Raw genomic sequence first — 14281 nt, 5'->3', positions numbered from 1 at the left:
CAAGTATGAAGTAACAAGGACAAAGGACTAAGCAATCAGGAAAGGACAAAGTGGTAAGGCCGGCACGGGTTCGACCTTGATACTTTCCCATTGCTTTGTCCTTAGTACTTTGTCCTTGGGACTTCCGCCGTTACTCGGTCTTCACCTCGGGCTCAGCCGCAGGCGCGGCGGGCTCCGTTGCGGGCTTGGGTGCCCTGGGCTTCCGGGCCTTTGGGGGCTTCGGGGGCTTGGGAGCCTCAGCGGGTTTGGCAACCTTCGCCGGCTTGGTCGGAACCACGTCGCCGTACTTACGGCGGAACTTCTCGACGCGGCCGGCGGTGTCAACGAGGTGCTGTTTGCCGGTGAAGAACGGGTGACAGTTGGAGCAGAGGTCAACGTTCATCTTCGGCTTGGTCGAACGAGTCTTGACCACGTTGCCGCAGGCGCAGGTGATGGTCGACTCGACGTACTTAGGGTGAATCTTTGGTTTCATGTTACATCAACTTTCGCTCATCGAATCCAGGAACTCTTTATTGTTGCGCGTCAGACGCATCTTGTCAAGCACGAACTCCATCATCTCGACCGGGGAGAGCTCGGCCAGGAGCTTGCGCATCACCCAGATGCGGTTGAGTTCGAACTCCGACAGCAGCAGTTCTTCCTTGCGGGTGCCGGAACGCTGGAGGTCGATGGCCGGGAAGATACGGCGGTCGGCCAGCTTCCGGTCGAGGATGAGTTCCATGTTGCCGGTGCCCTTGAACTCTTCGAAGATGACCTCGTCCATGCGCGAGCCGGTCTCGACGAGAGCGGTGGCGATAATGGTGAGCGAGCCGCCCTCTTCGATGTTGCGGGCCGCGCCGAAGAACTTCTTGGGCTTCTGCAGGGCGTTGGAGTCGAGACCGCCGGAAAGGGTGCGGCCGGAGTGCGGCACAACCAGGTTGTGGGCGCGGGCGAGGCGGGTAATCGAGTCGAGCAGGATCACGACGTCGTGGCCGTGCTCGACCAGCCGCTTCGCTTTCTCCAGCACCATGTCGGCGACCTGGACGTGGCGCTCAGGCACCTCGTCGAAGGTCGAGCTGATGACCTCGGCCTTGACCGACCGTTCCATGTCGGTCACTTCCTCGGGCCGTTCGTCGATGAGCAGGATAATGAGCTTGATCTCGGGGTGATTGGCCGTGATGCAGTTGGCGATTTTCTGCATGAGGATGGTCTTGCCCGCGCGCGGGGGAGAGACGATGATGCCGCGCTGGCCTTTGCCCACGGGCACGAACAAGTCTTCGACCCGCATCGAGAAGTCGTTCTTCTCCGGCACCTCGAGCTGGATCCGCTGCAGCGGGTAGAGCGGGGTCAGCGCCTCGAACGGGATGCGGCGCCGGTCTTCGGCGAGCGGCGTGCCGTTCTCGGTGTCAATCTTCAGGAGAGCGAAGTAGCGCTCGCTGTTCTTGGGCGGCCGCGCGTGCCCGACGATGGTGTCGCCGGTCCGGAGGGCGAACCGCTTGATCTGGGACGGCGAGACGTAGACGTCGTCCGACGAAGGCAGGTAACTGTAGTCCGGTGAGCGGAGGAACCCGAAACCCTCTTCGAGGATTTCGAGCACGCCCGTCACCTCGACGCCTTCGGCGCCGGCATTGCGCTGGCGGGCATCGGCTTCCAGGATGGCCAGGACCAGTCCCTGTTTGTTGCGGTCCCGGTAATCTGGGACGTTGAGCTTCTCGGCGAGGTCAAAGAGCTCGGTTATCTTCTTGCGCTTCAGTTCTTCCTGAATCACTGTCTCTCCTTGTCGAGGCGGATACTCCGGACGGAATATTGAAGTTCTGTACGGAGAACCGCCGGATTCGACTTATGTAGCCGGTTCGGCAATCCGTGCCCGGCCATGCAGCTGCCGATTAGACCTCAGTTGACTTTTCTGGGAACCGGCAGGCCTGATTCTGACAGACTGGGGTACCTATACGGATTGACACGCGGGGTTGGCGGACTTTCGATCAACCCCGTCGGCGGAGAGTATAGACGCCCTTACCTCCATGTCAAGCACGCCTGCGGGCGGCTTGCCTCTTCGGCCTAATTGCGCTAGATTGTAAGGGCTATGAAGCCAATCGTTGCCGCCGTCTGGGTCGCTGCCTGTCTATTCGTCGGGCCCGGGTGCAAGCAGAACGCGCCGCCGCTGACTCCGGGAGCGCCGACCGGTCCCGCCGTGGGCATGGCCGGCGAGTCCCTTAACTTCGTGGTTGTGACGACCGACCCGGAATCGGACAGCGTTCGGTACCAGGTTGACTGGGGCGACGCGCTGGGGAATTGGACCGGTCTGCTGGCAAGCGCCGAGTCCTGCACCCTGGGCCACGCGTGGTCGGTCTTAGACGCATTCAAGGTCCGTGTCCGGGCCGAGGACGCGCATGGTAACGTGTCCGATTGGTCTGCCGACCACACGGTCTCGATTGAGAGCATCTGCCGGCGCTAGCCGGAAGTGACACCGCCTGCTCTCCGTTCCGGACTCACAGGCTGATTCCATGAGGCCGATAGCCGGCCGTTACTGAGTTTCGCGTAAGTAATGGTCCGCCAGCGTCACCCTCACCCTTCCCTCCCCCTCAAGGGGGAGGGAATAGAAGGGAGGGGGCGGAGTGTTGCATTGCCTGTGCGAAGGTCAATAGCCGGACGACGCACCGCCAGCGGTCATCGTGGCGGCAGCACGGTTTGGGCAGTATAATCGTCATAGTACAGGAATCAGACAAAGCAGAAATCAGAAACCAGAATCCAGAAAGCCAAGGCCCGAATGACGGACAACGGGAACGTTGAACGAAGAACGGTCCAACGATGAGCGAATCCCGACGCGGTGAAGTGACCGAGAGCAGGCTGCGCGCGCTTGCAAGGCAGCGCTGGGCCTGGGATTCGGTCGCGCTGGCCCTGTTCAGCCTGGCTATGGCCTGCGCGTTGGTCCTGCTCGTCGTGAATCTGTTCTGGAGCGGCTGGGTCCTGGCGGCGCTAGTCGTTCCGGTCGGGGTCCTGCTCTGGCGGCTGGTGGCGCAGAATCGGTTCTGGTACGTCGCGCGGCTGGTTGAGGAACGGTTCCCTGAGGTGAGGGGAAGGCTGGTGGCGACGGTGCAGCTGGGGAAATGGGGGTCGGGGGTCGGGGGTCAGGGGTCAGGGGCAAAGGAAGGCTATTCGGAGGAGATGATTGACGCGGCCGTGGCTGATGTCGAGCGGACGCTTGCGCCATTGCCGCTGGGGCGGCTCGTCAACCGGCGCCGGGTGGTCTGGGCGGGCGCAGCCCTGGCACTGATGGCCCTGTGTGTCGGGGTGCAATTCCACGCCGCGCCGGCCCGGGCCAGGGTCGGAATCAGCAACGCCTTCACCGGCCGCGCCGACGGCGTGACCCTCGAAGTTCAGCCCGGCGACACCGCGGTGATGCCCGGCGGCAGCGTCTTGCTGCGGGCAAGAGTCGTACCGGCGGGCGTGTTCAGGGCGGTGCGGCTCGGGGTCAGGGGTCAGGGGTCGGGGGTCGGGGGGCACGGAGGATCGTCGGTTGTCCCTTTGCACGGCGACACCGGTCGGATCGCGCTGGCCGCCGGTCACGGGTTTGAGTATCGATTCACAATCCTGAGGCGTTCGTCCGACCTTCACCGCGTGCGCGTGCTCGAGCCGCTGGGCCTCGAGCGGCTGGTGTTCACGCTTCACCCGCCGGCCTACTCCGGTCTGCCTCAGGTCAGATCCTCAGCTACTGAAGTCAGCGGACTGAAGGGGACGGTCGTGGACGTCGAAGGCGAGGCCAATCGGTTGATTTCTGTCGGGCAGGTGATTCTTGGCAGTGACACGTTGCCGATCCAAATCGGCCCGGCGGATTCGGGTCTGTTCAGGGCCCGGTTCGCCATCAAGGACGATGCCTCAGGCAAGATCGAACTGGCGGACAAGGAGGACAAGGTTCTGCAGCCGGCCACGGACATGCAGGTACGGGCCATCGCCGACGAGCCGCCTTTCGTGAAGCTCTTTCTGCCCGGACGCGACGTTGATCTGCCGGTTTCGATGAAGGTGCTGCTCGGCATCAACAGCATTGATGACTTCGGGTTGGGTGACCTCTATCTGCACTACGGCAAGGATTCGATTGACCATCTCGTGCACATCAAGTCGGTGTCGGGCAGGCGCGAGGACACGACGCTGTACGCCTGGGATCTGTCCAACCTGGGGCTGCTGCCGGGCGAACAGATACACTACTTTGTGTCCGTGACCGACAATGATGTGGTTTCCGGACCCAAGGTAAGCCGGTCGGAAATGTACGCCATCCGCTTTCCGACCATGAACGAGATATACAATGCGGCCGTGCAGCAGACCGAGCACACTGAGTCCGAGCTCGGCCCGATGCAATCGCAGCAGGCCCAGCTCGGCCAGGAGGTCGGCCGGCTGTCGGACGAAATGAAGAAGAGCCGCGAGCTTTCCTGGGACGAAAAGCAGGCGTTGGAGAAGGTGCTCGGGGGCCAGCAGGGACTGATGCAGCAGGTCGCGGACCTGAAGCAGGAAGTCTCGGACATGATGAAAGAGATGTCGCAGGGCGTGAACCTCGACCAGCAGACCATGGAACGGATGAGCCAACTGCAGCAGATCCTGTCCCAGGTCCTGCCCCGCGAACTTCAGCAGTCGCTCGCCCAGCTGCAGGACAAGCTCGAGCAGCAGTCGCCGGACGTGAAGCGTGCCCTGGAGAAGTTCGAGATGGACCAGGGGAAGATGAAGGAGGCGATTGACCGGGCGCTGGAGCTGCTGAAAAAAGTGATGGAGGAACAGCGGCTCGACGCGCTGGCCAAGAAAGCGGAGGAGATGGCCAAGGCCCAGCAGGACCTGACCGACAAGCTGGGCAAGGAGCCGAACCAGCGTTCCTCGCAGTTGGAACAGGACATCAAGGGCGCGCTCGACAGCCTGCAGAATGACATGAAGAGCCTCGCCGATTCGATGTCCGACAGGGAGATCGGCGATTCCCTGAACAAGCTCGCGCAGCAGGCGAACGACCAGAAGCTGTCCGAGCAGGCCCGGGATCTCGCGAGCCAGATGCAGCAGAACCAGCTCGACCAGGCCAAGCCCGGCAGCGACAAGCTCGGGCAGAGCCTGGCGCAGATGAGCCGGTCGCTCGGTTCGCTGAGCCAGAAGCTGAAGTCAAAGCGTTCGTCCGAAGTGACCCAGAAACTGCGGGACGCCGCGCAGGATGTCATGATGGTATCGGACGAGCAGGAGAAGCTTGAGCAGGCCACCGCCGGCATGCCGGACCTGTCCGAACGCGCCCAGCAGGAGATCGGGTTGCGCGAGGCAACCAGAATCGTCGCCGAGAGCCTGGCCAGCCTCAGCTCACGCAGCATGAGCGTCGATCCGAGCCTCGGGCAGGAGCTGGCCAAGGCGATGGACGCAATGGAGCAGACGGCGCAGGAAATGGCGGACAATCGGGCCGGAACCGTCCGCTCCGGAATGGAGCAGGCGCGACAGAGCCTGAACCGGACGGCCCAGGCCATGCTGCAGGCGATGGCCGCGTCGCAGAAGGGCGGCGGGATGTCGGGCGCGATGGACGACATGATGCAGCAGCTCTCGCAGATGATCGGAGAGCAGATGGGCATCAACGGCGAGATGTCGGGATTCCCGATACCGATGCCCGGCGGCATGACCGCTGAGCAGATGTCGGCCCTGGGCAGAATGCTCGGTAAGGAGCAGGCGCTGCGGGAGCAGCTCGAACAGATGCTTCAGAAGACGGGCGGGGTTCAGCCGGGACTCACTTCCAGCCTGGAGGGCCTGGTTGACGATTTGAAGGCGGTGGAGAAGGACCTGTCCGAACTGAACGTGGGCCGACCGCTGGTCCAGCGGCAGCAGAGCATCCTCTCGCACCTGCTCGACGCCGAGCGCAGCATCAGGCAGCAGGGATTCAAAGACGAACGCGAGAGCGAGTCAGGCAAAGAGTTCCAGGTGCAGCAGAAGCCCCGCCTGCCCGAGGACAAAGGCGAGCGGAACCGGCTGCTGCGCGAAGAACTGATGCGTTCGCTCAAGCAGGGCTACCCGGCTGAGTACGAGCAGATGATAAGAGACTATTTCCAGAGGCTGCTGAGCGAGTAGCCAAGGATCAAGAACAAAGTGATAAGGACAAAGCAAGGTCCAAGGATGAAGGACAAAGTACTGAGGGAGCCTGACTTTGTCCTTTCCGCATTGCTTAGTCCTTTGTCCTTTGGACTTTGTACTTTATCCAAGATCGGAGCGGCCGCGCCTGCTTTCGTGGTGTTGCTTGCACTGGGCGCGGGCGTTGCCCACGCCCAGAGTTACATGAGCGGCTTCATGCTCGAGCGTGCCGGGCAGCCCGGCCAGGCCTTTGAGGAGTATCGACTGAGCGTCAACAAGGAACCAAGGGACATGCCGTCCTACGACGGTCTGGTTCGCCTCGCCGACACGCTCAAGCGCTGCGACACTCTGGTCGCCGTCAGCCTCAGGCTGGAGAAGCAGTTCCCGGACGTCGCCGATTACTCGTATGGGCTGGTGAGCGGCCTGCTGGGGCTGAAGCGCACAGCCGATGCTCGGGTCGAAGGGCGCAGGGCAGCCCTCAAGTGGCCGGACCGGCTGGCAACGCTGGGTGAGGTGTTTGCCGGGCACCAGGACTACGCTTCGGCCATCGACTACTACGAGCAGGCGCTGCGGCACGGCGCAGACCGGATGGCGATTGCCGACCGGCTGGTCGACCTGTACGACGCCTCGGGCCAGCCGGCGGCGGCGACGCGCGAGATAGTGTCCGTCATCAACGCCTCACCGCAAGCACTCGACCGCTATCGGCAGAAGCTCTCGGCGCTTGCCGTCAGGTCCGGCGCCGGCATCGCCGGCGAACTGGAGAAGGTCAGTGACCCGGCAACCCGCGCGCTAGCCAAGGCCGTCGTGTATCTTGCTACGAAGAACGAGGCGGAAGCGGTACACGTGCTCAAGCCGGTGCTGTCCGGGCAGGAGCTTTACGAATTCGCGCACGACTGCGAGGCGCAGGGCGCGCTGAGGGCGGCGCTTGCCGTCTACCAGGAGCAGAAAGTGCACGTCGACGCAGCGCGGGTGCTGAGGACGATGGGCCGGGTTCCGGAAGCGCTGGCCGAACTGGCCATGGACGACGGCGTCGGGGCGCAGATTGAGCTGGGCGACCTGTGCCGCGACCAGGGCGACTACGCTCGGGCGCTCGCAAGCTACCAACGGGCGCTTGCCCGCCAGCCGGCGAGCGAGCCGGCGGTGTTCGGACAGGCGGCGGCCCTGCTCGGTCTCGGGCATACCGAACCGGCTCGCGCCGCGGCCATGAAGCTCGTCCACTCGTCCGACCGGCTACTGCTGCTCGTGGCCCGCACGTTCTTCTACGAAGGGCAGTTCGACTCGGCCGGCGCATACTTGAATGAGCTGGTCAGGCAGTTCCCGCAGAGCCTGCTGGTCAACGACGGGCTGGACCTGGCGGTCTTGACCGGCAGCGGGGACCGGGCCAAGGAGCTCGCGCGGCTGATGCTCGACTATGAGACCGGCGCCGATGAGGCCGACAAGGCCCAGACCCTGGCCGACGGCGACGACGCTGTCGCACAACAGGCCTGCTTCCTGCTCGCGCGGTTCCTGCGGCGGGAGCACAAGCCGAAAGAGGCGCTGGCCGCGCTCGACCGGTACTGTCAGCGGTTCGGAAGCAGCTCGCTCGCGCCAAAGGCAAGGCTGGAACAGGCCGGGGTGTATCGCGACGACCTCAAGGACGAGGCGAAGTATCGGGAGACACTCCAGCAGTTGATACTCGAATACCCGGGTTCGGCCTACGTGCCGATTGCGCGCAGCCTGCTTGCGGAGGCCGAGAAACCGGTTTCGCCGGAGCCGGTCCGTTGACCGCCGGGATGGCGGCAGACCACCGGCAGCCGACGGGTAGGGTTGACCTGCCTGATGCCGTTGCTATAATTCCCCGGCCGGTAGGACCGGCGTTCCGAACGGAAATCAGTTCCGACCGACAATTATCGTCCGCTACAGTCTAACAGGAGGACAGTATGTCTGATGCAGTCAATGCCTTTATGGAAGGCATTATCGCGAAGAACCCCGGTGAGAAGGAATTCCACCAGGCGGTGCGCGAGGTCGCCGAGTCGCTGATGCCGTACCTCGACAAGAATCCGAAGTACAAGAAGGCGAAGATCCTCGAGCGTATCTGCGAGCCCGAGCGCGTCATCATGTTCCGGGTCCCGTGGGTCGACGACAAGGGCGAAGTCCAGGTCAACCGCGGCTTCCGCATCGAGATGAACTCGGCCATCGGCCCGTACAAGGGCGGGCTCCGCTTGCACCCGACCGTGTACCTGGGCCTCCTCAAGTTCCTCGCCTTCGAACAGGTGTTCAAGAACTCCCTCACCACTCTCCCCATGGGCGGCGGCAAGGGCGGCTCGGACTTCGACCCCAAGGGCAAGAGCGACAACGAAGTGATGGCCTTTATCCAGGCCTTCATGAGTGAGCTGTTCCGCCACATCGGGCCGAATACCGACGTGCCGGCCGGCGACATCGGCGTCGGCGGACGGGAAATCGGATTCATGTTCGGGATGTACAAGAAGCTGCGCAACGAGTTCACCGGCGTGCTCACCGGCAAGGCCCTCGGCTGGGGCGGCTCCCTGATTCGTCCCGAGGCCACCGGCTACGGCGCGACCTACTTCGCGCAGGAAATGCTCGCCACCCGCGGCGATTCCATGAAGGGCAAGACCTGCCTCGTGTCCGGTTCCGGCAACGTGTACCAGTACACCGTTGAGAAGGTCAACCAGCTCGGCGGTAAGTGCGTCACCGCTTCCGACTCGAACGGCTACATCTATGACGAAGCCGGCATCGACGCTGAGAAGCTCGCCTTCATCATGGAGCTCAAGAACGTGAAGCGCGGCCGCATCAGCGAGTACGCCGGCAAGTTCAAGGGCTCGGTCTACACGCCGGTTGATCCCAAGCTCGACTACAACCCGCTGTGGAACCACAAGGCCCACTGCGCGTTCCCGAGCGCTACCCAGAACGAGATCAACGGCAAGGATGCCGCGAATCTCATCAAGAACGGCGTGTTTGTGGTCTCCGAGGGCGCCAACATGCCTTCGACCCCGGATGCGATGAAGGTCTACATCGACAGCAAGATCCTCTACGGTCCGGCCAAGGCCGCGAACGCCGGCGGCGTCGCCACCTCCGGTCTCGAGATGTCGCAGAACAGCCTGCGCCTCTCCTGGACCCGCGAAGAGGTCGACAAGAGACTCCAGGGCATCATGAAGGCCATCCATGACACGTGCGTCCACTATGGCAAGGAAGGCAACTTCGTGAACTACGTAAACGGCGCGAACATCGGCGGCTTCGTTAAGGTAGCCGACGCGATGCTCGACCAGGGCGTAGTCTAGGCCCGAGTTCGAGTTCAGCTATAAGGCGGGAGTCCTTCGGGACTCCCGCTGAGCGTTACGGGCCACTCGACCCGCTCACGCCGACTGGTCACACCCGGCGCTTGGCATTCGGAAACAGTCGTGCCCCCGCCTTGACTGTATCGCCGGGGGATAGATACTTACCAGGATGGAGCTTGCGCACACCGCTCACGCCCGGGACATGCTCACGGAGCGTGCGATACCGGACGCGTGGGTTGTCCGGGCAGTGGAGTCACCGTTGCGCACGGAGAACCACGATGACGGCGCGACTCACTATCTGAGCGAAGTGCCGGAGCGCAGCGGCCGAATCCTGCGCGTCGTGATGAACACGGAAGCCAGTCCGCCGATTGTGGTCACGGTCTTCTTTGACCGTCGCCTGAGGAGACAATCATGAGATTGAAGGTAGACAAAGCTAGTGATGCACTGTATCTGCGACTCGACGAGGCCGCGGTGGTCGAGTCCGAGGAGGTCCAGCCCGGAATAGTCCTGGACTACGACGCCGCCGGCAACATGGTCGGTGTTGAGATCCTCAACCTCAGCAAGCGCGTGGCGCCCGAGCGCCTCCGCGTCCTGCAACTCGAAACGGTCTAGCCCGCGAACGCCGGCTTCGTCAAGGTTGCCGACGCGATGCTCGACGCGGGCTTAGTCTAAGACCCAGCCCGGACCTGTCTGTCCAGCGGGAGTCCTTCGGGACTCCCGCTTCTCACTGATGACATCCGGGGATAGCCCCGTTTTGTGTCTGACGCAAGCGTCGGGGACACATCCGCGATGCGGCCATCGCATTGCTCCGTGGACGTGTCCCTTGCGTGTCCTGTCCCCATCTCGATGAGCCGGGTTGCAGCGGACGCCGGAACCGTCCCTGTTACTCTTCAAGTAGCTCCACACGTTGATCTCAAGGTTGTCTGCAGGGTTACCCGGGAAGGAAGCTGGACGGGAAACTCGACTGTAAATCGGCAAGGAACCTGGGATTGAACCCGACTCGTTACTCGGCAAGGAACCGGACAAGGAACTCTGGTCGTTGCTCGCGAAGTAGCGGAAGAAGTAGCGGTGGAAGTAACCGTAGAAGTAGCCCGCGTCGTTCCTCGGGAAGTTGCTCCGGTCGTTACCTCGGAAGCTATGTGCGGAGCTACGGGGGGAGCATAGGAGGGGTTGGGAAGGGAACAGGGGTTAGGGGATTGGGAATAGGGAAGTTAGGACAGGAATTGGCGGTTGGGGGAGTGTGTACTATATTACACAAACAGGATCTGGATTGAGCGATGAAAATGCTGCTCTCCACCCGTGGCTGAAGGACTCGCGGCGAGCTCAGACGTCTCCGCGGCCGAGTCCTACTGACGCAAGGCTAGCTGGCCCGCATGAACTGACAAAGCACTCCATCCGGCCGGACTTCGACCTCAGCCTCGACCTTGTCCCAAAACAGCGCCTCCGCAGGCATGCATGAGTAGGGACCGGCAGGCGTCCGCCTCTGACAAGACTTGAACGTGCTGATTGACATGAGAGGGGCCACGGCTAAGATACGCCCAACGGGGGTGCCGAGATTGGCGGAGCGCGAGGTCCGCGCTGCCGCAGTCTTCTCGACACCAATCCGTCTGAGTTCGGCTCAGAACGGAGGTAAATGTGTTGAGCGTCCGCTCAGGTGGTTCGTACAGTCGTGCCGTCGATACACACAACCGGGCCGGGGCAGTGGTGCTGCTTGCCCTTGCGTTGGGGACGCTGCTGGCATCGTCGGCGCAAGCCCGCGTGCCCGGAATCGGCGAGCATCGCGCGGTGCAGGAGTCGCTGAGCCGGGTGCATCCAAGGATGCGGGCCAGTTGGCTGCGTGAGCGCGGGATTGAGGATCCGTACTACACGGCCGTCAGGAGGCCGGATAGCGGTCGGGGACTAGTTGAAGTCGGCCGTTGGTCATACGGACCGTCGTATGATGTGGATGGGAGAACCACCCCAAGCGAGACGTTGGTCGCGCTGGCACGCGGCTCGGGAGTGAGCCTGCTCAGGTTCAGCCGGCAAGATTCCCTCTCAATCCAACTGCTCGCGGACATCAATGCCGAAGGGCTGATGTGCCGTGTGAAGGTGGTCGACACACTCCTCTACGTCGGTTCACGTAAGGGGCTGGAGATCTACAACATCGCCGACGAGCAGAATCCAGCGCGTCTCTCCTGGACCCCGATACCGCTCAACGACTTTGTCCTGCAGGACTCGCTGGTCTACACCATCAGCGGCGATGACTCATTCCGCGTCTACAACGTCTCGAATCCGTTCAGCCCGGTCTTCCGTGGAGCCTGTGTTGATTCGGGTGACGTGGTTTCGGCAGCGGGCAATACCGCTTTCCTCGGCCAACGCTGGGGCCTGTACGTCATCGATGTCTCCAATCCAGCCAACCCTCATCGGGTTGGTTCTTGGGGCAGCGCGGTTGAGCAGGTGCAAGCCAGAGGACACCTCTGTTATGTCACTACGTTCGACCAGAACGGCGAGCCACCGTGGATCACGTTCCATATCCTCGACGTGACGGTGCCGGCCAATCCGTATCAAGTAGGGTCCTTGGACTCGGTTGGAGGCTACGGGGTGTATCTGGTAGACACGTTAGCCTACTGCTCCGGAGACGCTGACCTGCCAGAGTTCTCGATTGTCTCCTTGGCTGATTCCACCCGCCCGTACGCGCTGAGCATGAGGGACGTGCCCGGCTGGGGCTGGGGAGCCTGGGCCAGCGGACTTGCGCAGGCGGCGTTCATCGGTTGCCACAGGGCGGGGCTGCAGGTATTCGACACCAGGAACACGGTTCTGCCGGTGCGCGACACCGGACTGCTTGGGGCTGACCAAGCGGTGGACGTCGATGTCGATGGCGGAAGGGCCTATGTGGCTGACTACAACGCCGGGCTTCAGATTCTCGACGTCAGTGTCCCGTCGCGTCCAATGCTTCTGGCCCAGTACGATTCAAGCAGGACGGTCCGTTCTGCGACTGCGAGGGATTCGTTCGCCTACGTATCATGGCCCATGCCGAGGATGGTAACGCTGGATGTGACCGACCCACATCACCCGTTGCGGGTGGCAGGTTGCGACGGCATGTTCAATCCTCCCGAGGACATGGTCCTTCGCGACAGTTTCGTCTACTGCGCCGAGATGAACCGCTTCCAGATTGTCAACGTCGCCCGGCCGAGACAGCCGGTACTGGTAGGGAGCTGCGTGTCTACTGACGGAGTCTATTTCGGGCTGGCGGTGCAGGACACCCTGGCATACGTGGCGGGCGGCGCCAGTCTTGAGGTGGTCAGCGTCGCAGACCCCGCCAATCCCCGCGTCATCGACAGTGGCGGCCGTGCTTCCTCTGGTGTGACAGTCAAAGACACGTTCGCTTACATTCCGTACCCATACGATACGCTGTTCGTCTACAGTGTCGCGGACCCGAGCAACTTCCGCCTACTATCTGCGGTTCCAGCGAGCGTCTGGCCGTGGGACGCAGTGCTGGGCGAGTCCAGGGTCTATGTTGGCGCGGGAAACGGTATTGACGTCTACATCCTGAGCAATCCAGCCCAACCGCACCATGCCGGGAGTGTAAGCCCAGCTGACGGGGTGAGGCGACTCAGCTATGCTGGCGGACTGCTCTATGCAGCTCTCTGGGAGGGTGGCGTTGCCATCTACGAGACGACAAGCGTTGGAGTACAAGAGCAGTCCGAGGTACCAGAAAAACAAGTGGGACTGCGAGTCTGGCCCAGTGTGGCACCGGGCAGAGTGCGGTTTGAGGTCGGCGCAGCGGCGCGTGCCAGCGATGTTGAGGTGTTTGACGTTTCCGGAAAGCGACTCAGAGACGTGCCCCTGCGGGCCGATACGAAAGGAGGTGCCACGAATGGCGTCATAGACCTTGCCGGTCTTGCCGCCGGGGTATACGTTATCAGAGTCGAATCAGTAGAGAGGAGCTTCACGGCGAAAGTTGTGAAGACGAATAGGAGGTAAGGCATGAAAGGTGCAGTATTGCTGCTCCTGATTGCAGGGGAAAACAGGGACACTTCCCTATTTTATTGACAGCTTGGGGTCTTCGGCTATCCTTGGTGCATGCCGAGAATAGCCCGTGTCGTGGCAGTCGATCTGCCGCACCACGTTACCCAGCGCGGCAACAACCGCGGCCAGGTGTTCTTTGATGACGATGACCGACGGTTCTACCTCTGGACGCTGGCCCAGTATCGGCGTAAGTATGGCGTTGATATCTGGGGCTACTGCCTGATGGATAACCATGTGCACGCCCTGGCCGTGCCGCACGAGGCGGACTCGCTCGCCCGTTGCTTTGCCGGCACGAACCTGATCTACACGCAGCACGTCAACCGCAAACAGGGGCGCAGCGGTCGGCTCTGGCAGAACCGTTTCTTCTCGTGCCCGGTAGACAAAGACGAGTACCTGTGGCCGGTGCTAAGGTACATTGACCGCAACCCGGTTCGGTCGAAGACGGTGCACCGGGCATGGGAGTACCAATGGTCCAGCGCCCGCCAACACGTCACTGGCGAAGCCGACCCGCTGCTGAACGAGCCCGACTGGCTCCTTGCAGAACTGCGCCGTCAGAAGTATCGTAGCTACCTGAGGGACGATTCCGAGGAGAAGACAGCAGAGATACGGCGTATGACGGCCACCGGCCGTCCATTGGGCGGGACTGCGTTCCTTTCGGTGTTAGAGTCGCATCTGGAGCGAGTCCTGAGCGCACAGAAGCGGGGTAGACCTCGCATAGTCACTGGAAAATAGGGAAGTGTCCCTATTTATGTATTTATGGGCCGACGGCCTAAACTCTGCGACATCTCGATCAAGCTGGTGAAAGTGCTGGCCAGCGGCGAGAAGAAGCCCGGATACTACAGCATCGCCTGGAACCGGCAGGACAGCAAGGGACGTACTTGTGCCTGCGGCGTCTACTTCTGCACCATGACGGCTGAGGACAAGCGCTTCAGCAAGAAGGTGGTGCT

11 protein-coding genes are annotated in these 14281 nt (G+C 62.3%); 9 read left to right on the top strand and 2 right to left on the bottom strand.

Annotated features, from left to right (window positions below; all coding sequences use genetic code 11):
- Positions 1–130 precede the first annotated feature (130 nt).
- The gene (rpmE, locus tag VMH22_11530) at positions 131–472 is read right to left on the bottom strand and encodes a 50S ribosomal protein L31 (protein HTW92328.1); all 342 of its coding nucleotides are present in this window, start codon (positions 470–472) and stop codon (positions 131–133) included.
- Between the two features lie 6 nt (positions 473–478).
- Entirely contained in the window at positions 479–1744 is a 1266-nt protein-coding gene (rho, locus tag VMH22_11525) for a transcription termination factor Rho (protein ID HTW92327.1), read from the bottom strand.
- A 315-nt stretch (positions 1745–2059) separates the two neighbouring features.
- On the opposite strand from rho, the gene VMH22_11520 reads away from it, so the two are divergent.
- The 9 genes from VMH22_11520 to VMH22_11480 all read left to right on the top strand — a co-directional run.
- The gene (locus VMH22_11520) at positions 2060–2431 is read left to right on the top strand and encodes a hypothetical protein (protein ID HTW92326.1); all 372 of its coding nucleotides are present in this window, start codon (positions 2060–2062) and stop codon (positions 2429–2431) included.
- A gap of 353 nt (positions 2432–2784) precedes the next feature.
- The gene (locus VMH22_11515) at positions 2785–6051 is read left to right on the top strand and encodes a hypothetical protein (protein HTW92325.1); all 3267 of its coding nucleotides are present in this window, start codon (positions 2785–2787) and stop codon (positions 6049–6051) included.
- A 156-nt stretch (positions 6052–6207) separates the two neighbouring features.
- Positions 6208–7815, top strand: coding sequence for a tetratricopeptide repeat protein (locus VMH22_11510; protein ID HTW92324.1), 1608 nt, complete (start codon positions 6208–6210; stop codon positions 7813–7815).
- 155 nt (positions 7816–7970) lie between these two features.
- Positions 7971–9329, top strand: a complete 1359-nt coding sequence (gdhA, locus tag VMH22_11505; protein HTW92323.1) for an NADP-specific glutamate dehydrogenase — start codon at positions 7971–7973, stop codon at positions 9327–9329.
- Positions 9330–9495: 166 nt separating this feature from the next.
- Positions 9496–9741 (top strand): DUF4258 domain-containing protein, encoded by a 246-nt coding sequence (locus VMH22_11500; GenBank protein HTW92322.1) that lies wholly within the window; start codon positions 9496–9498, stop codon positions 9739–9741.
- Positions 9738–9938, top strand: coding sequence for a DUF2283 domain-containing protein (locus VMH22_11495; GenBank protein HTW92321.1), 201 nt, complete (start codon positions 9738–9740; stop codon positions 9936–9938). The genes VMH22_11500 and VMH22_11495 overlap by 4 nt, the downstream gene beginning before the upstream one ends.
- A gap of 1023 nt (positions 9939–10961) precedes the next feature.
- Complete coding sequence (locus tag VMH22_11490; protein HTW92320.1) at positions 10962–13289, top strand: T9SS type A sorting domain-containing protein; 2328 nt, start codon at positions 10962–10964, stop codon at positions 13287–13289.
- Between the two features lie 99 nt (positions 13290–13388).
- Complete coding sequence (locus tag VMH22_11485) at positions 13389–14066, top strand: transposase (GenBank protein HTW92319.1); 678 nt, start codon at positions 13389–13391, stop codon at positions 14064–14066.
- Positions 14067–14090: 24 nt separating this feature from the next.
- A partial coding sequence (locus VMH22_11480) for a hypothetical protein (protein ID HTW92318.1) occupies positions 14091–14281 on the top strand: 191 nt, incomplete at its 3' end.

The organism is bacterium, assembly GCA_035505375.1.
In the GTDB taxonomy this organism is placed as follows: domain Bacteria; phylum Hydrothermota; class Tepidihabitantia; order Tepidihabitantales; family Tepidihabitantaceae; genus UBA2258.
This window is presented reverse-complemented; position numbering and strand designations above follow the sequence as displayed.